Origin of the sequence: Arthrobacter methylotrophus (genome assembly GCF_039539965.1) — a bacterium.
Lineage (GTDB): Bacteria > Actinomycetota > Actinomycetes > Actinomycetales > Micrococcaceae > Arthrobacter > Arthrobacter methylotrophus.
The window spans coordinates 4,772,174-4,795,465 of the sequence record NZ_BAABED010000001.1; the positions used below are offsets into that span (position 1 = coordinate 4,772,174).

The 23,292-nt window shown below is 62.7% G+C and carries 21 protein-coding genes and 1 rRNA gene; 16 read left to right on the forward strand and 6 right to left on the reverse strand.

Translation table 11 applies throughout. The features are described from left to right. Nucleotides 1-189: 189 nt before the first annotated feature. Genes ABD884_RS24570 through ABD884_RS24580 form a run of 3 tightly spaced genes read left to right on the forward strand, consistent with a single transcriptional unit; the run spans nucleotide 190 to nucleotide 6,144 of the window. Complete coding sequence (locus tag ABD884_RS24570) at nucleotides 190-1,647, forward strand: DUF3375 family protein (RefSeq protein ID WP_345053859.1); 1,458 nt, start codon at nucleotides 190-192, stop codon at nucleotides 1,645-1,647. After that, nucleotides 1,640-2,683, forward strand: coding sequence for a DUF4194 domain-containing protein (locus ABD884_RS24575; protein ID WP_345053862.1), 1,044 nt, complete (start codon nucleotides 1,640-1,642; stop codon nucleotides 2,681-2,683). Before ABD884_RS24570 ends, ABD884_RS24575 begins: the two co-directional genes overlap by 8 nt. Continuing rightward, entirely contained in the window at nucleotides 2,680-6,144 is a 3,465-nt protein-coding gene (locus ABD884_RS24580; protein ID WP_345053866.1) for an ATP-binding protein, read from the forward strand. Before ABD884_RS24575 ends, ABD884_RS24580 begins: the two co-directional genes overlap by 4 nt. 123 nt (nucleotides 6,145-6,267) lie before the next feature. Here ABD884_RS24580 and ABD884_RS24585 read toward each other — a convergent pair whose 3' ends face one another. Continuing rightward, complete coding sequence (locus ABD884_RS24585; protein WP_345053869.1) at nucleotides 6,268-6,762, reverse strand: FBP domain-containing protein; 495 nt, start codon at nucleotides 6,760-6,762, stop codon at nucleotides 6,268-6,270. A 521-nt stretch (nucleotides 6,763-7,283) separates the two neighbouring features. Between ABD884_RS24585 and ABD884_RS24590 the strand changes: the two genes are divergently transcribed. From ABD884_RS24590 to ABD884_RS24620, 7 genes are all read left to right on the forward strand, one after another. Beyond that, nucleotides 7,284-8,354: an iron-siderophore ABC transporter substrate-binding protein gene (locus tag ABD884_RS24590; RefSeq protein ID WP_345053873.1), complete on the forward strand. Its 1,071-nt coding sequence runs from the start codon at nucleotides 7,284-7,286 to the stop codon at nucleotides 8,352-8,354. Between the two features lie 110 nt (nucleotides 8,355-8,464). Beyond that, nucleotides 8,465-9,460, forward strand: a complete 996-nt coding sequence (locus tag ABD884_RS24595) for a FecCD family ABC transporter permease (RefSeq protein ID WP_345055296.1) — start codon at nucleotides 8,465-8,467, stop codon at nucleotides 9,458-9,460. Between the two features lie 68 nt (nucleotides 9,461-9,528). After that, nucleotides 9,529-10,593, forward strand: a complete 1,065-nt coding sequence (locus tag ABD884_RS24600) for a FecCD family ABC transporter permease (protein ID WP_345053876.1) — start codon at nucleotides 9,529-9,531, stop codon at nucleotides 10,591-10,593. A gap of 1 nt (nucleotide 10,594) precedes the next feature. Next, nucleotides 10,595-11,434, forward strand: coding sequence for an ABC transporter ATP-binding protein (locus tag ABD884_RS24605; protein WP_345053881.1), 840 nt, complete (start codon nucleotides 10,595-10,597; stop codon nucleotides 11,432-11,434). Beyond that, a complete protein-coding gene (locus tag ABD884_RS24610; protein ID WP_345053886.1) occupies nucleotides 11,431-12,558 on the forward strand; it encodes a siderophore-interacting protein in 1,128 nt (375 codons plus the stop codon). The genes ABD884_RS24605 and ABD884_RS24610 overlap by 4 nt, the downstream gene beginning before the upstream one ends. 174 nt (nucleotides 12,559-12,732) lie before the next feature. Further along, a complete protein-coding gene (locus ABD884_RS24615; protein ID WP_345053890.1) occupies nucleotides 12,733-13,641 on the forward strand; it encodes an SGNH/GDSL hydrolase family protein in 909 nt (302 codons plus the stop codon). After that, nucleotides 13,638-14,450, forward strand: a complete 813-nt coding sequence (locus tag ABD884_RS24620; protein ID WP_345053893.1) for an SGNH/GDSL hydrolase family protein — start codon at nucleotides 13,638-13,640, stop codon at nucleotides 14,448-14,450. Before ABD884_RS24615 ends, ABD884_RS24620 begins: the two co-directional genes overlap by 4 nt. 130 nt (nucleotides 14,451-14,580) lie before the next feature. On the opposite strand, the gene ABD884_RS24625 is transcribed toward ABD884_RS24620, so the two are convergent. Then, complete coding sequence (locus ABD884_RS24625) at nucleotides 14,581-14,865, reverse strand: YciI family protein (RefSeq protein WP_028267664.1); 285 nt, start codon at nucleotides 14,863-14,865, stop codon at nucleotides 14,581-14,583. 59 nt (nucleotides 14,866-14,924) lie between these two features. Further along, nucleotides 14,925-15,557 (reverse strand): NADPH-dependent F420 reductase, encoded by a 633-nt coding sequence (locus ABD884_RS24630; RefSeq protein ID WP_345053899.1) that lies wholly within the window; start codon nucleotides 15,555-15,557, stop codon nucleotides 14,925-14,927. 130 nt (nucleotides 15,558-15,687) lie between these two features. Here ABD884_RS24630 and ABD884_RS24635 point away from each other — a divergent pair, with 130 nt between their 5' ends. Then, on the forward strand, nucleotides 15,688-16,167 hold the full coding sequence (locus tag ABD884_RS24635) for a MarR family winged helix-turn-helix transcriptional regulator (RefSeq protein WP_345053903.1): 480 nt from the start codon (nucleotides 15,688-15,690) through the stop codon (nucleotides 16,165-16,167). A gap of 105 nt (nucleotides 16,168-16,272) precedes the next feature. Beyond that, nucleotides 16,273-17,034 (forward strand): SGNH/GDSL hydrolase family protein, encoded by a 762-nt coding sequence (locus tag ABD884_RS24640; RefSeq protein WP_345053908.1) that lies wholly within the window; start codon nucleotides 16,273-16,275, stop codon nucleotides 17,032-17,034. Here the strand turns inward: ABD884_RS24640 and ABD884_RS24645 are convergent. From ABD884_RS24645 to ABD884_RS24655, 3 genes are all read right to left on the reverse strand, one after another. Then, entirely contained in the window at nucleotides 17,031-17,804 is a 774-nt protein-coding gene (locus tag ABD884_RS24645) for an FAD:protein FMN transferase (RefSeq protein WP_376955033.1), read from the reverse strand. The genes ABD884_RS24640 and ABD884_RS24645 overlap by 4 nt on opposite strands. A gap of 61 nt (nucleotides 17,805-17,865) precedes the next feature. Beyond that, a complete protein-coding gene (locus ABD884_RS24650; protein WP_345053919.1) occupies nucleotides 17,866-18,390 on the reverse strand; it encodes an FMN-binding protein in 525 nt (174 codons plus the stop codon). Continuing rightward, nucleotides 18,387-19,868, reverse strand: coding sequence for a ferredoxin reductase family protein (locus ABD884_RS24655; protein WP_345053924.1), 1,482 nt, complete (start codon nucleotides 19,866-19,868; stop codon nucleotides 18,387-18,389). Before ABD884_RS24655 ends, ABD884_RS24650 begins: the two co-directional genes overlap by 4 nt. Nucleotides 19,869-20,305: 437 nt before the next feature. Between ABD884_RS24655 and rpmB the strand changes: the two genes are divergently transcribed. The 4 genes from rpmB (at nucleotide 20,306) to ABD884_RS24675 (ending at nucleotide 23,171) form a co-directional block, all read left to right on the forward strand. Continuing rightward, nucleotides 20,306-20,542 carry a 50S ribosomal protein L28 gene (gene rpmB / locus ABD884_RS24660; RefSeq protein WP_028267657.1) on the forward strand — a complete coding sequence of 79 codons (237 nt, stop codon included), beginning with the start codon at nucleotides 20,306-20,308 and terminating at the stop codon, nucleotides 20,540-20,542. Further along, nucleotides 20,542-20,709 carry a 50S ribosomal protein L33 gene (rpmG, locus tag ABD884_RS24665; protein WP_003798558.1) on the forward strand — a complete coding sequence of 56 codons (168 nt, stop codon included), beginning with the start codon at nucleotides 20,542-20,544 and terminating at the stop codon, nucleotides 20,707-20,709. Before rpmB ends, rpmG begins: the two co-directional genes overlap by 1 nt. A gap of 2 nt (nucleotides 20,710-20,711) precedes the next feature. Next, complete coding sequence (gene rpsN / locus ABD884_RS24670) at nucleotides 20,712-21,017, forward strand: 30S ribosomal protein S14 (protein WP_028267656.1); 306 nt, start codon at nucleotides 20,712-20,714, stop codon at nucleotides 21,015-21,017. Between the two features lie 629 nt (nucleotides 21,018-21,646). Beyond that, nucleotides 21,647-23,171: ribosomal RNA gene (locus ABD884_RS24675) — 16S ribosomal RNA — on the forward strand. Nucleotides 23,172-23,292: the final 121 nt, after the last annotated feature.

A 23,292-nucleotide genomic window follows, 5' to 3' on the forward strand; every position in this document is an offset into this window, starting at 1 on the left:
TCGACACTAGGTGCGGCATCGGCGGTTCAGCTAGCGCCAACACGGGCCTTTCGCCGGTTGATATGGGATCGAAACCCTACGGGCAGGTAGATCACGAAAGGGTTGCGGCGCACCCTGCGTTAACCTTGTACGGGGCAGTTTTCGGGATTTCCGCTGCCATCAGGTTCCGAGGTAGCTGAAGGAGAGTACGTGTCCCGCTCAGCAATGTCCTCTGCCGACGCCATCAGTGCGCGGCTCAGAGACCTCGAACTTCTCACCAAAGGCCCCGCGTGGGCCCTCACACGCTCGGCCCCATGGGTCATCGCTGTGCTCCAAGCATCCTTCACGCGAACAAAACCGCAGCTTCCGCTCGAAGAGTTCCATGCCGACGTCGACGCTTTCCTTGAGCAGCTCCGCACGCAGGATCCCGGACTGGGCGGCCAGACGAGCGGCAAGGCGTTTGCGGACGAATGGACCCGCAAGCAGTTCCTGACACGCCGCAGCCAATCGGGCCAGATCGTCTACGAAGTCACCGAAGCCGCCGCACGCGTCCTGGCTTTCCTCGACAGCCTCTCCAGCGAACGTTCCACCCTCAACGGTTCCCGGCTCGGAACGCTGCTGGGCGACGTCGAAAAGCTCGCCAACGAGACGAACCCGGACCAAAGCGCCCGTTTGGAATCCCTTGAAGAGGAGATCCAAGAGCGCCAGCAGCTGATCGAAGACATCAGCTCGGGCGATTTCGACGGTCTCTTGGACGACGAAGAAGCGGTCGAAGCAGCCGGGAACATCCTGGACCTGGCGGCCAGCCTGCCTGCCGACTACAAGAAGATGCGCGACCGAATAGAAGAATTAGTGGGCGAACTCCGCAACCAGATCATCGAGGAATCGCTCAGTAAGGGCGCCACCATGGCGCAGGTCCTGGAAGCGGACAAGCGCTTGCGGCAGAGCCCCGAGGGCCGGACCTTCCGCTCCTTCACGGCATTCCTTGAGGACCCGCAGCAGCAGTTGCGCTTCCGTTCGGCGATCGGTGACGTGCTAAGCCGTCAGTTCGCGGATGATCTCAGCCATGAGGACCGAGAAACGCTCAAGAACCTCGTGGCGGAACTGCGCACGCAACACAGCCAGATCCAGCGCATCTATGGCCGCCTGTCCGAAAGCCTCAACAACTACATTCAGAGCGACGACATCCGCCAGTCCGTCCGCCTCCGGCAGGTCCTGCGCGAAGCCGAACAGGCTATCCGCTCCATGCCCTACGAACGCGACCGCCCCGGCCTGATCTGCGGCCCGGTGTTGTTCAATGCGGGATTCGAATCACTCGCCATGGTCAAGCTCTTCGATCCCGACGAGTTCGCGGCACCTCCAAAGCTCGCCGATCCCATCGCCTTCAGTGACGCGGACCGGGTCCGTTCGCTGCGCTCCGCGAAAGCAAGGCCCGACGTCGTCCGCTCTGCCATGGCGGGCGCCTCCACCCTGGCGGGGGCATGGCAGAACCTGCCCGAGGAAGAACGGCACATCAACACTGTCCGGGCCCTCCTGTCCGAGGCGCTGCACAGTGGTGCGGCGTTCGACCGGGCCGCCTGGGAAAACATCGACTTCGAACAAATCGATGGAAGCACACGCACCGCGTACCTGCCCCTCGTGACGCTGACTAAGGATTCCGATGACTGACGCCCTCCACCCCACTGAGCATGCTCCCTCTTCGGAGCAAGGACTGGACATAACGCAGCATGTCCAGTCCGAGGCTTCGCAGAACGGACATGCGCATTCTTCGACGGCGGCTCCGGCGGCTCCGGCGGCTCCGGCGGATGGGCATGTCCAGTCGGATCCGTTCCGCGTCACGCCCCGCGACACGTTCGTCGACGGCGCTGCGCTGTTCCCGGGAGATACCGGCGTTCTGCCCATGAAGGTCCGCCAAGCCCTCGTACGGCTGCTCAAGGGCCCATATATTGACGGCGGCCGTGACGAAAAGCTTTGGACTACCCTTCTGGACAACCAAGTGATTCTCCGCAGCAGGCTCTCGGAACTCTTCCTGAACTTGCAACTGGACCACGAACGGAAGATCGCGGTGCTCCGGCCGGTCGATCCGGAAGCCATCGGAGGCAGCGCCCGTTCAAGCATCCTGCGCCAACAACGCGCCTTGAGCCGGGTGGAAACCATCGTGCTTCTGCGCCTGCGGCTCCTCCTGGACCGCCACGTCACAGCCCAGACCGAGCCCGTCATCACCCGCGAAGAAATCGCCGAACTCGTCGCCCACTACCAGCCTTCCGGCCAACAAGACGCCCTCCGCGATACCGACGTCGTCAACCGCACGGTCACCAAACTCCTGGCCCGCCAACTCCTCCTGGCCACTGGCATCGAAGACACCTTTGCGATCTCCAAGGCCCTCCCACTAGCCCTCCCCTTCGAAAACATCGGCGACATCCCAGCCCAAATCGAAGCACTGATCGCAGTAGCAGCCGACGAATCAGGCACGGAGCCATTGATCGAACTAACGGAAACGGACGACCCCAACTCCAACGACGACGCTGACTCCGACACTGAGGAAGACAACGACCCGGTGACTGTCAGCAGCGGCGGCGACGGGGACATGCGGCAGCATGCGTCTAAGCGAGGAACGAGTGAGCATGCCGAGCATGTGTCCGGTGGCGTCCCGACTGGGGACCACAGCTCCGACGGAATCTCGCTCGAGGAGGCAGCCAAGTGACTATCGCGACCATGCTTCCTATCGGTGAACTCATCAACCCGGGCCAGATGCGCCTTGCCTTGGTCCAGGTGGTCAACTGGGGCACGTTCCATGGCGCCCACACGATGCATGTGGACCGCAACGGCACTCTGCTGACCGGTAATTCGGGCGTCGGCAAGTCGACGTTGTTCGATGCCATGCTCCGTGTCTTCGATGCCCGTCCGCGTTCAAATGAGGCTGCCGCGCAACGGGCCGGCGGAGCTGTGGAGGACAAGCGGACCACGTTCACTTATATGCGCGGAAAAGTGGGCGACAAAGCTGTGGGCGAAGGCTCGGCGAGTGCTTTCCAGCGCCCGGGCGCAACGTGGTCCGCCGTCGCACTGACGTTCGACAATGCGGCCGGGACCAAGATCACCATCTCGGCCCTGTTTGACCTGCCCAAGAACGGCACCGAGTCCAGCGTCGGCCGGTTCTACGTGATTGACAGCAAGCCCCTGGACCTCGGAGCGATCGAGGGCGTCGCCGAGAAGCGATTCACCAAGGGCGCGCTGGAAACCATCTTCCCGGACGCCCAGATCTTCGATGTTCACAAGGCTTTTGCGGAGCGTTTCCGCCGGCTTTTGGGCATCAACTCCGATCAGGCCCTCCCGCTATTGCGGGTGATCCAGGCGGGCAAGGGGCTCGGCGGTAGCGTCAACACATTCTTCCGCGACCAGGTGCTCGATGCTCCTGCGACGCTGACTGCTGCGGACGACGTCGTCGAGGAATTCAGCAACCTCATGTCCATCAGGCAGCGCTTGGAGGACGTTCGTCAGCAGCGCGATCAGCTCGCCCCCGTTCCCGGCATGAACAGGGAGTATGCCCAGTCGTTACTGGAGGCCAACCGGCTCCGGGAGCTCACCGGCGAGGAATTCGACGCCTACAAACAGCAGCTCTCGGTCACGGTCCATGCCAAGACTTTGGCCAGTTTCAAGGACCTTGCCCAGGCGAAAGCCAAGGAGCTCAGCGCTGAGCGAGGCGTCCGCGACGCGCTGGCGAAGGAGCTGCGCCAGCTCGAATCGGATTACAACAACCAGGGCGGCAACGCGATTTCGGCGATCGAGCAGTCGCTGGAAAACGCCCGGATCGGACTCAAGCTCCGCCAGCAGGTGGAGGAGGCAGCCCGCCAAGCACTGGGTGACGCCGGACTCAACCTTGAATGGACCGCTGAGGGTTGGGAGCAGGCCCACGAGCAGGCCGCGACCCGTTCCGCCGAGCTCAAGGACCATTCCGAAGCGCTGAGGGAGCTCCGGTTCGAAGCCTTCGACTGCCACGCCACCAAGAAACGTGAGCTTGCCGCAGCCCAGCAGGAGCTCGTGTCGTTGAAGACGCGCAAGTCTCTGCTGCCGCCGTCGAGCATTGAGAACCGCGCCGCGATCGCTGCAGCCACCGGCGTTCCCGAGGAGCGCATGCCGTTCGGCGGCGAGCTGATCGACCTCGCGGAGGACGAGGAACAATGGCGGCCCGCGGCCGAGCGCGCCCTGCGGAACCTCGCCACGACGCTGCTGGTTCCAGGCGAGCACTTTGCCGCCGTCACGCGCTACCTGAACGACAACATGGTCCGCGGAGCGCTGCGCGCGGTGGACGTCTCCAAGCCGCTCGTCGGCGGCGCTTTGGCTGTGGAGGACGTGTCCGACGGCGACCTGTTGACGAAGCTGAACATCCTCACCTTTGGTGCCAATGAGGACGCCGGGCAGTGGATCCGCGAGCGGATCGCCATCGATTTCGCCTACCCGTGCGTGGAAGACCCGGACGAGCTCGCGAAACTGGACAAGGGCCTGAGCTTGGGCGGAGTGGTCAAGCGCAACAGGCACACCGTCGAGAAGGACGACCGCTTCACCAGCCGCCAGGACTACGTTCTCGGTTTCGACAACGCTTCCAAACTGGAACTCGTGGCCGCGAAAGTCGGCGAGCTCGAAAACGAGCTTGCGAAGGCCGCCGAACTCGCCCAAAGCCGCGAGGACTCCCACCAGGGCATGACGCGCCAGCTCGAGGCGTTGCGTCGCATTGCCGACGACGAGCGTGGCTGGGAACAGGTTTCTGCCGTGGTGGCTGCAGAGGAACTCGCGAAGATCGAACAGCGGCTCAAGGATGCCTTGGCAGCGCAGGCCGATCTGGAACCCCTCCGCTCAAACATCGAGGCCGTGCGCGAAAGGCACCAGTCCTCCACAGGGTCGGCGGCGGTTTTACAGAGCGAATACAAGACGCTCGACCAACAGATGACCACGGCTGACGCCCTCCTGGATGCCGCACGCAACCGCCTTGGCCAGGCGCCGCCGTCGGACACCACCGTGACTGCCTTGGAGCCGTACTTCAGCTCATTCGGCGAAGTGCGCGAACTCCACGAACTCGACACTTTAGCTGCGGAAGTCCGGAGCAAGCTCTTGGCGGAGCTGCACGCTGCAGAGTCCCGGGGGCAAGCGTTGGCCGAGCGACTGACGCGCATGTTCGAAGGCTTCGTACGCGAATGGGGCACCGCCATTTCCGCGGACCACGGCACCTCGATCGGCGCCGCGGGGGAATTCGAGTCCCGCTATCACCAGATCGTGAGCGAAGGGTTGCCCGCCCAGGAAGCCGAATTCCGGCAATTCTTCAACCAGCGCACGCACGAATCGTTCAGCACGTTACTGCACTTGCTCGATGAGGAACGCCGCGCCATCACCAGCCGCATCCTGCCCCTCAACGGCATCCTGTCCGAGGTCAATTTCCACGAGGGAAGCTTCCTGGAACTCGACATCAAGCAGACGCTGCCCGCCACCGCGAAGCAGTTCAAGGACGCCATCCACAACGCGTTGAAGACGCGTCACACGCGCCCTTCTCGTGCTGCTGGTGCCGCTTCGGGTGCCGTCACCTCGCCCGAGGCGGACGACGACGTCGAACTCACCAACCGCTACAAGTCGCTCGAAACGCTGGTCAAGCGTCTCGGTTCGCAAACCCCCGAGGACCGGCGCTGGCGAGCCGAGGTCCTCGATGTCCGAGGGCATCTCTTCATCCAGTGCAAAGAGCACCGCTCCGTCCAAGGCCCGCGGGGTGGCAAGAAGACCGAGGTGTACATGCACGCTGACACCGGCTCAATGTCCGGTGGCGAACGGCAGCGCTTCACCGCGTTCATCATGGCCGCCGCGCTGAGCTACCAGCTGGGGATCGCCGAACAGGGTTTCACGACCTATGGCACGGTGATGATGGACGAGGCGTTCGTCCTGGCCTCCGAGGAGTTCGCCGGCGCGGGCATCAAGGCGCTGCACGAGTTCGGTTTCCAATTGTTGCTGGCGGCCCCCGAAAACGTGATCGACCTTTCCCGGCACCTTGGCTCCGTCACGGAAATCCTGCGCGACAAACGCACCAACCGCTCCGGCGTGCTCACCGCTCCTGTGATTGGTGGCCCGGGAGTGCCGGGCGGATGGCGTTCCGAGGCCAACCCGGTGGACATCGTGCTCCGTTAACCCCCATTGCGGGCGGACGCTCACTCACGTATGTGGCACTTACGGCGGACGCTCGCTCACTAGAGGTGAGCGAGCGCCGGGGGTTTTGCCGCCAAACGTGAGCGTGCGTCGTCCCTGGGCTGACTACCTGCCTTGGACCCGGTCCAGGAACTGGGCGGTCCGGGACTGCAGTCCCGCTATGTGGCGAACGACGACGGCGGCAGGGTCCGGAATGATTTCACTGACGGGTGGCTCCTTGCGGACGTTGGTACAGCATCGGAAGTCAGCGCAGATCAAGGTGCCCACTGTGTTGCCATCGCGACCCGATTGGCCTGCGCGTTTGGCCACCCAGAGATAGACATCGTCTTTGGAAAACACGTCGCGGCAAAGCTCGCAAAGGACCGAGCGTTTCTTGCCCGACCCTCCCTCGGGAGCGCGGAGCATGATGCCAATGAGGTTCCCATCATGTGGAACGACCAGATAGCCGCGCATCGGCATTTTTTTTTCGCGCCAGCCGAGGAATTCGAGGTTGTCCCAGTCGAGGGAACCAAAGTCTTTCGGAAGGTTGAGCTTGGCGGCCTCGGAGCGGCTCGCATTGATGAATGATGAACGGATTTGTTGAGCTGTGATTTTGCGCATGGCGAAGTTCTTTCGAATCGTTTGGACCCGCGAAGGGCAAAGGACGCTGGCGTTTGGCGATCCGCGTCTCGCATAGGCAGTGGGGCTAGAGTCCCTGGCCACTGAACGGGATGGCCGACGCAAGAGGAGTTGCCAAGCAGGCCAGTACGGCCACCTCGCCCACCATGGCAGTGCCAATGTGTGCAGTGCGCATGCTCATCCTCTCGATCCTTCGTGTTTTCGGGTCCGGCACGGTTCGGTGCATGAACCGGCTCTGTCATCTTTGCAAATGCCGTTCTCGCTGTCCAAAAACCCCTATGCATTGCAGCCCCCGCAGACCTGGACGCTCGTTCACGTATGCGGCACTTACGGGGGACGCTCGCTCACTAGAGGTGAGCGAGCGTCCGGCTTTGGGCCCCGATAGGTGAGCGAGCGTCCGGGATTTGAGGGGTGCGGGCCAATTAAGTGACGCTAATGTTTCGTAATTATCCAAAGGGTAGGCTAGCCTTACTTAGGTTTGCATCACTTACCTAAGGAGTCCCGTGGCTTCCGTCCACCCTCGCCGTGCCCTGCTGAAGACCGCAGGAGCAGCGACCGCCGCCTTGGCCGTCGTCGCCCTTTCCCTGACCGGCTGCTCGCCCGGTTTGGCCACCAGTAATTCCGCACCGATTCAGGGCTCTAGCGGCCAGTTTCCCGTCACCATCAAAAACGTCTTCGGAGAGACCACCATCAAGGCACAGCCCCAACGCGTGGTGACCGTCTCGTGGGTCAACGACGATGTCGCCCTGGCGCTCGGCGTCGTGCCCGTCGGTGTTCCGAAAAACGCCTGGGGCAACAACGGCAAGGGCTCCACCCCCTGGAAAGACGCCGCGCTTGAGAAGCTGGGCGCCGGATTCGGCACCCCGAAAGCGCCGGCCCAGTTCTCCGAGGCCGACGGTATCAACTTCACCGAAATCGCCAAGTTGGCTCCGGACGTCATCCTTGCCGCCTACTCAGGCCTCACCGAAGCCGACTACAAGAAGCTCTCCGAAATTGCCCCCGTGGTGGCGCAACCCGAACTCCCGTACGGCACCCCTTGGCAAGAGGCCACGACGATCATCGGCAAGGCCCTCGGCAAGAATTCGGAAGCGGTCAAGCTCGTCTCGGACACAGAGGCCACCATCAAGAACAAGGTCTCCGCTTTTCCGCAGCTCGCCGGCAAAACGTTCATTTACGGCAACCTCGAGCCGGCGAAGGGCGATGGTGTCAACGTGTACACCACGAACGACAACCGTCCACGGTTCTTGTCCGAAATCGGCATGAAACCTGCTCCCGTGGTGGAGAACGCCAGCAAGGGTTCCAAGGAATTCTTCGTTCCGTGGTCCGCTGAAAAGGCCAACGAGCTCTCCTCGGACGTCTTCGTGACGTGGGTGCCGGACTCCAAAACCACGGACCAGATCAAGACAGACCCCCTGCTCGGCCAGATCCCTGCCATCAAAAAGGGCGCCCTTGTTGCCGACTCCGACAACACTCTCACACTGGCGATTTCCGCGTCCTCACCGTTGAGCCTGCCGTGGGCACTGGACATGTTCCTGCCCCAGCTGGCAAAGGGTGCCGACGCGGCCGCCAAGTAAGCGAAGCGCCCGACATGACACAAAGTACGACGCTCGGAACCTTGCGCGAGTTGGCAGCACATGACCCTAAAAGCGCATCGAACGGGCATCAAGTGCCAGTTCGCGCGAAGATGCCGGGCAACCGTGCCGCCTGGCTGTTGGTCGCCGTCGTCGTGCTCGCTGTTGCCTGTGCCGCCTCGCTCGCGATCGGCGCAAGGGACATGTCCATTGCGACTGTCTGGCAAGCCCTCACGCAGTTCAACCCCGACGACGGTAACCACGCCGTGGTCCACACCCGCATTCCGCGCACTGTGCTCGGGCTGGTGGCGGGGGCTGCCCTGGGGCTCGCCGGGGCCGCGATGCAGGGTGTGTCCCGCAACCCCTTGGCAGACCCCGGCATTATGGGCGTCAACGCAGGAGCTGCACTGGCCGTGGTCATGGGAATCTACCTCTTTGGTATCTCCGGGGCGAGTGGCTACATCTGGTTCGCATTCGTCGGCGCCGCCGCAGCCGCCGTCGTCGTCTATCTGATTGCGTCCATGGGTCGTGAGGGTGCGACGCCGGTGAAGCTCGCTTTGGCGGGGGCGGCACTGAGCGCGGGACTCTATTCCGTCATGAACGTCCTTCTGGTGTCGAGCCAGGACACGCTGGACCGCTTCCGATTCTGGCAGGTCGGAGGAATCGCGGGCAGCGACTGGTCCGTGATCCTGGCGGGATTGCCGTTCCTGTTGCTTGGAGCGTCGATCGTGCTGGGCAGCGGCCGGGTCCTCAATAGTCTCGCCCTCGGCGACGATATTGCCCGAGGACTCGGGCGGAACGTGACGCTGGCGAGGGGCATCACCTCGCTGGGAATCGTGACCCTGTGTGGCGCGGCCACGGCGCTGGCTGGTCCCATCGGCTTTGTCGGGCTGGTGGTTCCACACGCCGTGCGTTTCTTTACCGGGCCGGACTACCGCTGGATCCTGCCGTTCTCCATGGTGCTCGCACCAGCCCTCCTGTTGGCTTCGGACGTGCTTGGCAGGGTGGTGCTGCTGCCAAGCGAAGTCCCGGCGGGCATCATGACAGCCATCGTCGGCGCTCCCGTCTTCGTGTGGCTCGTCCGATGCGGCAAGGGGGCCTCCTTGTGAGCAGCCTGAACACGTATGCGTCCCAACTGGCAGATAACACCCCCAAAAACGCTCTGAGAGGGCATGACGTGCCAACTCGCGCCGCCTCGAAGAGACTGAACCGGACCGCGCTCCTGGGTGCCGGCGTCGTGGTCCTCTTTGCGGTGACCGTGCTCCTGGGCAGCTACACGGTCACCGTTCCCGACTTTTTCAGGATCCTCACTGCCCACCTGACAGGCGGCGAGAAGATCCCCGGCGCAAGCTTCATCGTCATGGAAAACAAACTTCCCCGAGCGGTGCTGGCCATCCTGATCGGCGTGGCGTTCGGGCTCTCCGGCGGACTTTTCCAAACCATGCTTCGCAACCCGCTCGCGAGCCCGGACGTCATCGGCATTAGTTACGGCGCGAGTGCCGCGGCAGTCCTGGCCATCGTGGTGTTCGGGGCTTCCGGGGCCGCCGTGTCCGCTGCCGCTCTAGCCGGCGCAATCGGCGTCGCGCTTGTCATCTACGCTATTTCGCAGGGACCGAGCAGCGGGGGTCCAGGTGGCCGCGGCTCAGGAGGCCGGCACGGAAACGCGGCAGGCAACCGCCTTATCCTCGCCGGCATTGGTATCGCCGCCGCACTGGGGGCTGTGGTGAATTTCCTCATGACCCGGGCGGATATCCGGACAGCTTCCGAAGCCCTCATTTGGCTCAACGGTTCCTTGAATTCGGCCAATTGGGAGCGTGCGGGCGTCCTTCTCGCCTCGCTCGCGGTGCTCATTCCCGCGTTGGCCTTCCTCGCCGGGCCACTGCGCATGCTTGAACTCGGCGACGACGCTGCGACCGCACTGGGAATTCGGGTGAACGCCGTGCGTTTCGGGCTGGTGATCACCGCCGTCGCACTCGCAGCAGTGGCGACGGCGGCTGCCGGGCCGGTTGCCTTCGTCGCCTTCCTCGCCGGTCCGATCGCGCGCCGGATCATCGGACGGCCCAGCCTTCCGGCGTCGGCGTTCACGGGCGCCCTCATTGTCCTGGCGGCCGACTACTTCGCATACAACGTGGCGCCCCTTGTCCTGGCCGGCACGGTACTGCCGGTCGGCGTAATTACTGGCGCACTCGGTGCTCCATTCCTGTTGTGGCTGCTGGTCACGTCCCATCGAAAGGAAGCCTGATATGGCACAACTGAGCGCGCGCGGCTTGACGCTCCAATACGGGCAGCGACGGGTGGTCGAAGGGCTCTCGACAGAGATTCCCGAGGGGATGGTGACTATGATCGTGGGTGCCAACGCTTGCGGAAAGTCCACGCTGCTCCGGGGGCTGTCGAGGCTCCTGAAGCCCAGTGGCGGCGTCGTCACCTTGGACGGAAAGGATATCCACTCCCGTCCGGCCCGCGAACTCGCCCGCACCTTGGGTCTTCTTCCGCAGCATCCCCTTGCCCCGGATGGCATCACTGTCCGCGAACTTGTGGGCCGCGGGCGTTATCCGCACCAAGGATTCTTCCGTAGCTGGGGGACTGGTGACCTGTCGGTGCATGATCTCGCCGTCGAACGCGCGCTCGAAAGCACTGCGACGGTGGAGTTGGCTGAGCGGAACGTCGACGAACTGTCCGGCGGCCAACGCCAACGGGCGTGGATCGCCATGGCCCTTGCGCAGGAAACGGAGGTCCTGCTCCTCGACGAGCCCACCACCTATCTTGACCTGGCACACCAGGTGGAGGTTCTGGATTTGGTAACCGACCTCAACCGCAACCGCGGAACCACGGTGGCCATTGTGCTGCACGACCTCAATCTGGCGGCGCGATACGCGGACCACGTCATCGCCATGAAGGCGGGTGCGATTGTTGCCGAGGGGCCCGCTGCCGATGTGCTCACCGAAGACCTGGTCCGCGACGTTTTCGGACTGGAATCCCGGGTGGTTCCCGATCCGCTGTCTGGCACCCCGCTCATCCTCCCGATCGGCCGACACCATACAGCCACGTCCCCAACCCCTCTCGAACTGGAGTTCGCCTCATGAGCGCAGACACAGGAGCCGCTGTGCGGAATACAGCCACGGAGCCGATGACCCTGGCCTTCGACGTCACAGTCACGGCTGTGGAGGATATCGGCCCCAATTTTCGCCGCATCACTTTCGGCGGATACTGCCTTCGCGATTTCGGTGTTTCGGGAAACACCATGGACCTGCGGATCAAGCTCATGATTCCCTCGCTCGACGCCGGCGGCCACCGGCTGCCGCTCCCCGCCTTCAACACGAGCGATGCCGGCTGGTACAAGGAGTGGCTAGGCATGGATCCCGCGGTGCGTGGTTCGATGCGGACCTACACTGTGCGGAACGAGAGGCTCGACGCCGTCTACCCGGAGATCGACGTCGACTTCGTGATGCACTTCGACGACGACGACGGCGGCGCGGCCCACCGGACGGGCGCGGCCCACCGGACGGGCGCGGCCCACCGGACGGTTGGGCCTCACCGGACGGGCGGGCCGGCGGCCTACTGGGCGCGCGCAGCGAAACCGGGGGATGCCATCACCATCATCGGCCCCAACAATCGGGCGGCACACTGCATCACAGCGGAAACCTACTCCGGTATCGAATGGCGTCCCGGCTTGGCACAGCGCGTTCTCCTTGCCGGAGACGAGACTGCCGTGCCGGCCATCAGCGCCATCCTGGAATCATTGCCGGAAGACTTAAAGGGGCATGCCTTCCTCGAAGTGCCTGAGGCGGCCGATTTCCAAGACCTCGCCACAGACGCCGACGTCGAAATCACCTGGCTCGCGCGCGGCGCGCTCGGCAGCCGCTCCAGGCCTCGTGGCGAGCTGCTGCGGGAAGCCGTCCGCGGAGCTGTTCCCGTCCCCGGCTGGGTAGGCATCATCTCGCTCGACGGGCCCGCCGGTCCCGAACCGGAAGACGTCAACATCGACCAGGACATCCTGTGGGATACCCCGCTGCGCATGGACACAGCCGCCATCCAAGCGAGCCGGAATCCAGGCCTTCCCGCCGGTGCGTTGCCGTTCTACGCCTGGATCGCGGGCGAGGCCGGGGTGGTCAAGGAGCTCCGGCGGTACCTCGTCCGGGACGCGGGGATCGACCGTAAGCAAGTGGCGTTCATGGGGTACTGGCGCAAGGGGAAAGCCGAACTCTAGCCAGCCTTCCCCGACCCTCGCTTCCCGGACCCTCGCTCACGTATGCCCCCAAATTCCGGAACCCTCGTTCACATCTGGTGAGTGAGCGTCCCGGGAAACGGCGGCATACGTGAGTGAGCGTCGAATTAACCTGGGCTTTGCCCGCGGGCAACCGGGCGGGGCTACGCTGGCGTCGTGGCTGGGAACGTGCGGCATGCTGACCAGAACGGACGACGGCGGTTTGTTGCCTTGGGCGATTCCTTCACTGAAGGTGTGGGGGACCGGAACGAGACGTTGCCGAATGGCGTCCGGGGCTGGGCCGACCGCGTCGCGGAGAAACTGGCCAAGGCCGAACCTGGCTGGGAATATGCCAATCTTGCGGTCCGAAGCAAGCGTCTCCGTCATGTCGTTGAGGAGCAGATGGACCGGGCCGTTGCGATGGGTCCCACGCTCATCACGCTTTATGCCGGCGGCAACGACATCCTGGACTTCGGTACGGACATGGACCAACTCATGGCCGAATACGAAAGACTCGTGGCACGTCTTGCGGCCACGGGAGCCACGTTGGTCTTGTTCACCGGGTACGACGTCAAGGTGTCGGCCGTGCTGGAACCCTTCAAGAAGCGCAACACCCTCTACAACGAGCGCGTCCGCGAACTGGCCGCAAAGTACGGGGCCGTGCTGGTGGACTATTGGTGCCTTGACGCCTACCACGACCGACGGATGTGGGCCTCTGACCGTCTCCATATGTCCAAAGCCGGACACAAATACATGGCGGCGCAGGTCTTGGACCACCTCGGCGTAGCCCACAAGTTCTCGCCTAAGGATTGGGAACCGCCGCAACGCCTCAAACTGCGTGATTGGGAACGTCGCCAGCGGCGCTGGGTGAACGATTGGGTCCTGCCGCTGTTCGGCCGTAAGCTCCGCGGCGTCACGTTGGGGGACACGTTGCGCCCACGCTGGCCGGAGCCAGTGAAGGTTCCGCGGAAGGCCGGCTTGCGTAAGCTCGCGGAGCGCCAAGCCGCCGCGGCTGGTTCGGCAGCATCCGGCGACGCCGACTCGGCCGAAAGCAACGCTCGAACTAACGGGGGGACACAACCATGACCACGCACACGCCGCTGCGATTCGTCGCCGTCGGGGATTCCTTTACGGAAGGCGTCGGTGACCGTGACCTTCGCCTTCCGAACGATTGCCGCGGTTGGGCAGATCGTGTCGCCGAGGAACTGGCCCGGCATGAGGCGCACACCCGCTACGCCAACTTGGCCCTCCGCGGCCGTCGGCTCAAGCAGATCATCGCTGAACAGCTTGAGCCGGCGCTTGATATGGCTCCCACACTTGTCAGTTTCCACGCCGGCGGCAACGATCTCCTCGGCGCACGGCTGGACATGCGCACCTTGGTCGCCGGATTCGAGGAGGCCGTTGCCCGGATTGCGCAAAGCGGTGCCCGGATCCTGCTGTTCACCGAGTACAACGTTCCGCTCTCGCCAGTGTTGGAACCCCTCAAGCTACGCACAGCCGTTTTCAACAAGCACATCCGGCGTATTTCCGCGGCGTACCGAACGCTTCTCGTGGACCACTGGTGCTTCGAAAAGTACCAGGACCGCCGCATGTGGGCGCCGGACCGGCTGCACATGTCCGGCGTCGGGCACGAATATATGGCGAAGAGGGTCTTGGAAGTGTTGGGCGCCGCGCACTCGTTGGGTTCACCTGTGCTGGGGACTTTGCCGCCGCGGAGCCGTGCGGAGATTCTGGCCGACGACGCCGCGTGGTTCAGTCGCGATGTGGCGCCGTGGCTTTCGCGTCGTCTCAGGGGAGTTTCGAGCGGGGACCACTTGAGCGCCCGCTGGCCGGACCTTATGCCGGTTGTGTTGCCGGAGCAGTTGGGGACGTCCCGTGAACTGGCCCGGCTTTGAGAACCCGAACCAGCGTCACGCCTAACAACTTTTTGGCGGCCGGCGGGCATCGAAGCCGCGAATTTCCGGGGTTCTCGTCGAGGGAGGGGCTAAAAATGTGCTCTGCGTGACGCCCCGGACGCGCAACGGGTCAGTCCAGCAGGTTTTCGTACCCTTTGGACGCCGTGGTGACTGTGAATTCGATGATCTCGAAGTCTGCCACCCCGTTGACGAAGAACGGATCCGTTGCCAGGGAAGCATCCAGGGTTGCACGGTCAACGTTGGACAAAAGCACCCCTCCGATGGCCGGAACGCGACGTCCGGACGCAAGGAAAGTGCCGGCGTCGAACGCGTCCTTGACCCAATCCATATGCGCGGGGCGGTGGAAATCGACGATCTCCTCGGGAACTTTGTATGTCAGCGAAACGACGAACATGCCGCCAGCCTACAGCCCGGAGGGCGGCCAAAAGGGCCACCCTCCGTAACCGCAATGCTTTACGGCAGGAGTTTGACAGCTGAGTTCCAGTTGTAGTCGGGGTGGGCTTCGCTGATCTGCAGGGTCATGACGAGCAGCTGGAATGCTTCGAGTTCACGTGAGCGGCGCAGCGGCCCGACGTTCACGGGGCGCAGCCCGGCACCCTTGACGAAGTCGACGACGGCGGCAGTCGCCTCGGTGTCGTCGCCCGCCACCAGTACGTCCAGGGTCTGTCCGGCTACCTCACCATCGGCGAGAGTGGCTGCGAAGACGGTGTTGAACGCCTTCACTACCGATGCGCCGGGGACCAGAGCCTGGAGTTCTTCAGCTGCCGAGGTTCCGGCGGGGACGGTGAGCGAATCGAAGGTCTCGAAGTTCACGGGGTTGGAGATGTCCACGATCGTCTTGCCGTTGAGCGCGGAGCCATAGGAAGAAAGCACTTCCTTGGAGGCATCGAATGGAGTTGCGAGCACCACGATGCTGCCTTCGACGGGGGATCCGGTGATTCCGGAGGTCCCGTGGACCTTGTCCGCAAGTGCAGCAGCGGAGTCGGAGTTGCGGCTAAGGATCTGGACGCTCTTGCCAGCGGTAGCGGCGCGGGCCGCAATGCCGGACGCCATGTTGCCGGTACCGATGATGGTGATGTCAGCCATTGTTGTTTCCTTTGCTCGGGTGCTCTTGGTTCCGCGGATTGCTCCGCATCTATTTACTTGAAGCTTCAACTAAGACAATAATGACCCTAAGTTGAACTGTCAAGTACTAATTTCCTTCTAAGATGAATCCATGACCGAACCGCGCTGGCTCAATGCCGACGAACGCCGTGCCTGGCTGGCCCTCTTGAGCATCAACACCCTCCTACCCGCCGCCCTCGACACCCAGTTGCAAGCGGCCGGCAAATTGTCCCTGTTCGACTACAACGTGCTCGCCATGCTGTCCGAAGCGGATGGTCGTTTCCTGCCGATGAGCGAGCTTGCCGCCCGCACGAGCGCTTCCTTGTCGAGGTTGTCGCACGTTGTCACCAAGCTGCAGAGGCGCGGCTGGGTTGAGCGAGAGGCGCACCCAGGCGATGCCCGCGTCACCGTTGCGCACCTGACTGACGCCGGCTTGGACACCATCGTGTCCCTCGCTCCGGGGCACGTGGATGCCGTCCGCACCTTGATGTTGGATGCCATGACCGACGACGACGTTGCGGACCTCGCACGGATCGGCGAGAAGATCGTGGCGCGCTTGGACGACGGCCACTGGATCCTGCGCGAACACTGAGCCTCGAACACTGAGCCTTGAACACTGGGCCTCGGATACTGGGCCTCGAATACTGGGGTGCGGGCGGGCGTGACGCCCGCACCCCAGTGATGAAAGACTGGCGCCATGGATTTTTCTGCCCGGTATGTGGCATTGGGAGACTCGTTCACCGAAGGACTGGGGGACGCCGACCCCTCGCGCCCTAACGGAGTCAGGGGATGGGCGGACCTGGTTGCCCATCAATTGGCCCGAAGCAATGACGATTTCGGCTACGCCAATCTGGCCATCCGCGGCAAGAAGCTCCGGCAAGTCATGGCAGAGCAGGTGGACGCCGCCGTCGCACTCCAACCGACGCTGGTGACCCTTTATGCGGGCGCGAACGACATCTTCCGCCCCAAAGTCGACATCGACAGGCTCATGGAAGACTACGCAGCCGGCATCGAGAAGCTCAGCGTCACTGGCGCTACGTTGCTTCTTTTCACGGGTTTCGATGCCCGCAGTTCCAAGGTGTTCGGCGCCATGCGCGGACGCACCGCTATCTATAACGAGCTAGTGCGGGAAATCGCCGAAAACCACGGCGCGCTCCTGGTGGACTATTGGCGATTCAGCGAATACCACGACTGGCACATGTGGGGCCAGGACCGTATGCACATGTCCACTGCTGGTCACATCAACATGGCCAACCGGGTCCTGGCCGTCCTGGAACACGAAGGTCCCCTCGACGCACCGCCGCCCGTGCCGCAACCCCAGCTTGCCAGGGTGGAAGCCTTGAGGGCCAACGCGCGCTGGGCCCGTGAACATGCCGCCCCGTGGGTCATCCGCCGGGTTACGGGAAAGTCGTCCGGCGACGGGCTCAGCCCGAAGTATCCGCAGCTCACCCGACCCTAACCGGACTGCGCAGGGGGGCTCCGGAACCCGGGCGTGGCGAGCAGACCGCCGTCGTTCTTCACTACGAGCACGTCCACGTCCCAGCGCGCCGTAGCCAGCGTGAGGGTCCGGGCGCCGCCGGCCATGATGGCGGTGGCCAGGACATCGGCCGTGATGATGTCGGCGGCGGCAACCGATACCTGCCGGTATCCGGCCGTCCGCTCGCTTTGCAGGCCTACGGTCCAGATGTGGTGGCCGCGTTCGCTCGTTCCTGAGGTCGCTAGGGCCCGTTCGCCTGCGTTACCGAGCGGAAACGCGGTCAGGAGCGACGTCCGATCATCGGGGTCAACGATCCCCGCCAACCACGAACGCTCGCTCCCCGGGATCGGCGATCCGTGCACCAGCACATCCCCTCCCGCATTGAGGCACCAGTCCTTCAACCCCAGAGCGAGAAGCGACGTTCCGGCTTCCCGAATCGCATGCGCCTTGACGATCCCCGCCAAGTCCACGACGCCGTCCGGCCGTTCGGCCGTGAACGCCCCCTCCGTCAGGGTTCGCCACTCGGAGGCCTCGACATACAACCGGCGCATGTCCGCCGAAGCATCCGCCAGGGCCAGCTCGCGCCGGGCCATCGCGCTCGCCTCCGAATCGGGCCGGTACAGACTGAACGTCCGGTCCAGCCCGTTGAACAACCGCTCGACGACGGCGGTGGCCGCCTCGAGCTCATCCCCCACGGGTTGGGCTGCCGCCTCTGGAGGGGCCGGGACGGCGAGGCTCACCACTGTGCCCATGCTGGTGAACGTGCGGGAGCGAAGGCGCGGTTCCGTATTGTCCCGAGCAGGCTCGCTGGGCCTAGAAATGGGCTGCATCGAGGGCTGCCTGGAGAGACGTCAGATACGCATCGCTGGTAATGGTGGCGCCGCCAATGGTCTGGACGTTCGCCGATTGCGCACTCAGGACCTCGGAACGGAGCAGCGGTGCTGCCCTGGCGCTGATCTGAACCGATCGTTGTTCCTGGTCGGTCAGGTGCAGGGCCGTGATGTCGGTGATCGCTCCGGCTTTGACGGTCACTTGGACCTGTACTATTCCGAAGCGCGTCTGCACAGCTTCGCCGGCATAGGTGCCGCTCGCCTTGGCTGAGGCTCCCAGGCTGGAGCTGGTCCCGTTTCCCGAGGACGATCCGGGAGCGCTGCTCCCGGTGGTTCCGGCCGCCGTCGAGCCCGTGGCCGCCGTCGAGCCCGTCCCGCCTGTGGTTCCTGTTGAGGAGGTAGTGACCGCAGACGCGTTGGAGGTCGCCACGTGCGCGCCTGCCTGCCAACCGGCGAGGAGGATCGCCGCCGAAGCAAATGCCGCTGATATTCCTGCCCTGAATCTCACCAGTCGAACCTTTCGTAGTGGAGCTGTTCTTCCCGCACGCCGGAGCTTTTCGCCTCGGCCAGTACCTGCCCTGCCCATGCGGTCGGACCGCAAACATAAACATCAGCATCTGCTATGTCCGGCACAAAGTCCCGCAGCCGTGAGGAGTCCGCGGAGGCCGGTAGCCATGTGTTGCGGCCATGTGCAGCCCGTGGACCTGTCAAGTGGAAGAGGGTGGCACCACGTTTCCGGCACAATTCCAGGATTTCCTGGCCAAGGAACAGTTCCTCCGGGCTGCTGCCGCGCAGCAGGACCGTTGCCTGGCCCGGCGCGAAGGGGGTGGATTCCAGGAGTGCCCGGAGCGGAGTGATCCCGATTCCTGCCCCGATCATCACAACCCGGTCCCGGCTCCGGGCCGCCGTGCTGAAGACCCCGTATGGTCCTTCGATAGCTACTTTCGTCCCGGGCTTGAGCGAGGCGAGCCGGGCCGAACCCGCGCCGAGATTCCGGACGGTGATCCGCAAGCTCGGCTGCCGCGATGATCTGTTCGACGTCGGCCCAACCTGCGGTTCCGCCGACAAACTGAACGGATGCGCCTGCCACCACATGCCTGGGGCGAGGAAGCGCCAGACGAAGAACCGGCCGCCGTTGCCGGACAATTCATTCAATCGCAACCCGGTCATTTCGATACTCACGACGTCAGGGGACACTCGCACCACACGTCGCACGGTCAGCTGGTGCCGGTAGGTTGCTATCACCGGCTTCGCAATGCGGTACCAAGCCAACGCCGAACCCGTTCCTATGCAAAGCAGCAGCCAGTACCAGCGCTGCCAGGTGCCTTCAGCGAACAGACCGCCCACGCTGAACTGGTGGGGCAAAGCGGTTGCAACCGCCAGATACGTGAGCAGATGAACGAAGTACCAGAATTCGTAGGGAAAACGGCGCCGTACGGCCACCAGCGAGGTGACCACGACGGCAATGAACAACGCCATGGAGACGAAGGCCAGCCACATATCGGGTACCAATACCCAGAGCGCGACGGCCTCGCTGACGGGATTCAGCCCTTCGGCCATGCCGTAGCCGGTAGCCAGAAGAAGTCCGTGCGCCAATAAGAGGTAGAGCGCCGGTTTTCCCAGTTTGCGATGGAATTCCAGCGCCCTGTCATGCCCGACGGCACCGTCAACGAAAGGCAAACGCGCCGCGAGCAGAAGCATCAGGATGACGAGATCCATGCCGGCAAGCCCCGCGAGGATCCCGACGGCGGTAACCGCTTGGGTGGCGTTCCCGACGGACGACACACCGCCGTCGGCGAGCCACAAAGCCAGCGCCGCCGCGAGGGATGCCCAGAGCGCGACCGTGAGCAGGTCCGCTCGGAACATGCGTCGGCGATGCTGAGCGGCGAACTTTCCTTTGGTGGGGTTGTGTCGCGTGTCCCCTCGGTGAGGGGATGGCGGGGTCCCTGCACGTTGGCCCGGGGAGGCGAGGAGTTGTGAGTTCATGACTCAAGATTGAACTCTCAAACTTTCGTTCTGCTGTGAGGGGCCTAGCCCGCGCTTATGATTCGAGGCGCGTAGTGGTGAGGTTCTTATACACCCGATTGGCGATAATTTGCCCCAGCCCCTAGACTTATTAGGCGCTAGGTGGCGCGGAGCGTGTGCAATTGCTCCGGTTGGTGGTGACTGTTGGCAACAACGGGAAATCCGCGGGCCGGTAGTTAGGGGCTCAAGTTGCGTGCATTCCAGTATTCGCCCAGTATCCGGCCTCTTGTCCGGACCCACTACCTTCGCCGCAGCGGTGATCATTGGCTGATTTCAGTCGAGTAATCCAGCCCTGCGGAAACTACCGAAAATGGTGTGGGTTGGTTGCGGACGTCGCCTGTCGCACGGCAAGCAGGAACTCTGCTGACCGTTTCATTTTAATCTTTAGGAGAGTCGTCATGGCAGCAAACTGCCAGGTGACCGGAGCCGAGCCGGGCTTTGGACACAGCATTTCGCACTCGCACCGCCGCAACAAGCGTCGGTTCGATCCCAACATCCAGAAGAAGCGCTACTGGGTTCCGTCCCTGCGCCGTAATGTCACGCTGACCCTGTCGGCCAAGGGCATCAAGACCATCGACGTTCGCGGCATCGACGTAGTCGTCGCCGAAGTTCTGGCTCGTGGGGTGAAGCTCTAGTGGCAAAGGACAAGGACGTACGTCCGATCATCAAGCTGAAGTCGACTGCGGGAACGGGTTACACCTACGTAACCCGCAAGAACCGTCGTAACGACCCGGACCGTCTGGTCCTGAAGAAGTACGACCCCAAGATCCGCCAGCACGTCGAATTCCGAGAGGAGCGCTAAACATGGCAAAGAAGTCCAAGATTGCTCGCAACGAGCAGCGCAAGGTCATCGTTGAGCGTTACGCTGCCAAGCGTCTCGAACTGAAGAAGACCCTGGTTGACGCAAACGCGACTGACGAAGCACGCGAAGAGGCTCGCCTCGGCTTGCAGAAGCTGCCCCGCAACGCGTCCCCGATCCGTCTGCGTAACCGCGACATCATCGACGGCCGCCCGCGCGGTACCTTCCAGAAGTTCGGTATCTCCCGTGTTCGCTTCCGCGACATGGCTCACCGTGGTGAGCTCCCGGGCATCACCAAGTCTTCCTGGTAATCCAGAAGCACTAGAAGGGTCGGTAACCATTTGGTTGCCGGCCCTTCTTGCATTTAACCGTCAATTCGGTTCAAGTGGTGCAGCACACATTATTGAATAACGACGGCGCTGGCTTCATTTTGCGCGACACCGGCTGTTTTGCCCCGGATTGCCGGGGTTGTTGCTCGCCTGGGGTGCGATTTGCGTGGGGTGTTTGGGGTGTGTAAAGTTATTCGAGTCGCCGCCGCTGGTGCGGAAAGTTTGCGACCGACTCCCTTCCAAATGGAAATCATTTTCTGGTTCGTTTTTTGTGTTCCGGTGTGGTTTTGGGGTGTCCTGGATGGTGTTTTGTCTGGTGTGGTTCCCGGGTTCGGGAGTTGCGCGGGGCTGGCGGGTCTGGTAAGTTTGGGAAGTTGCTCCGGAGCGATCTTGGACCGTGTGGTTTGGGTGGTGTCGGGTGTGTCTGTTGTTTGAGAACTCAATAGTGTGCCAAGTTTGTTGATACCGATTTTTTATTGAATTGGTTGTTTTGGCTGGTCTTGTGTCACTTTTTGTGGTGTGGGGCTGGTTTTTACGGCTGGTTTCAAATTTTGTGCAGCCCTGTCGCCGTTATTTCCGGTGGTGGTGGTTGTGTCTGTTTTTGTTTTACTTCAACGGAGAGTTTGATCCTGGCTCAGGATGAACGCTGGCGGCGTGCTTAACACATGCAAGTCGAACGATGATCCTCAGCTTGCTGGGGGGATTAGTGGCGAACGGGTGAGTAACACGTGAGTAACCTGCCCTTGACTCTGGGATAAGCCTGGGAAACTGGGTCTAATACCGGATATGACCGATCGCCGCATGGTGTGTTGGTGGAAAGCTTTTGCGGTTTTGGATGGACTCGCGGCCTATCAGCTTGTTGGTGGGGTAATGGCCTACCAAGGCGACGACGGGTAGCCGGCCTGAGAGGGTGACCGGCCACACTGGGACTGAGACACGGCCCAGACTCCTACGGGAGGCAGCAGTGGGGAATATTGCACAATGGGCGAAAGCCTGATGCAGCGACGCCGCGTGAGGGATGACGGCCTTCGGGTTGTAAACCTCTTTCAGTAGGGAAGAAGCGAAAGTGACGGTACCTGCAGAAGAAGCGCCGGCTAACTACGTGCCAGCAGCCGCGGTAATACGTAGGGCGCAAGCGTTATCCGGAATTATTGGGCGTAAAGAGCTCGTAGGCGGTTTGTCGCGTCTGCTGTGAAAGACCGGGGCTCAACTCCGGTTCTGCAGTGGGTACGGGCAGACTAGAGTGATGTAGGGGAGACTGGAATTCCTGGTGTAGCGGTGAAATGCGCAGATATCAGGAGGAACACCGATGGCGAAGGCAGGTCTCTGGGCATTAACTGACGCTGAGGAGCGAAAGCATGGGGAGCGAACAGGATTAGATACCCTGGTAGTCCATGCCGTAAACGTTGGGCACTAGGTGTGGGGGACATTCCACGTTTTCCGCGCCGTAGCTAACGCATTAAGTGCCCCGCCTGGGGAGTACGGCCGCAAGGCTAAAACTCAAAGGAATTGACGGGGGCCCGCACAAGCGGCGGAGCATGCGGATTAATTCGATGCAACGCGAAGAACCTTACCAAGGCTTGACATGGACTAGTAAAGCGCAGAGATGCGTTCCCCTCTTGAGGCTGGTTCACAGGTGGTGCATGGTTGTCGTCAGCTCGTGTCGTGAGATGTTGGGTTAAGTCCCGCAACGAGCGCAACCCTCGTTCTATGTTGCCAGCGCGTGATGGCGGGGACTCATAGGAGACTGCCGGGGTCAACTCGGAGGAAGGTGGGGACGACGTCAAATCATCATGCCCCTTATGTCTTGGGCTTCACGCATGCTACAATGGCCGGTACAAAGGGTTGCGATACTGTGAGGTGGAGCTAATCCCAAAAAGCCGGTCTCAGTTCGGATTGGGGTCTGCAACTCGACCCCATGAAGTCGGAGTCGCTAGTAATCGCAGATCAGCAACGCTGCGGTGAATACGTTCCCGGGCCTTGTACACACCGCCCGTCAAGTCACGAAAGTTGGTAACACCCGAAGCCGGTGGCCTAACCCCTTGTGGGAGGGAGCTGTCGAAGGTGGGACCGGCGATTGGGACTAAGTCGTAACAAGGTAGCCGTACCGGAAGGTGCGGCTGGATCACCTCCTTTCTAAGGAGCACCATTATTGCCCCTGTGCTGTCTGCATGGATGGTTCGGGGGTGTGTGGAAGCAAAGCCCATTGCGCAGGCGTTCGTTCTGCGGTGGGTGCTCATGGGTGGAATTTCAGCAG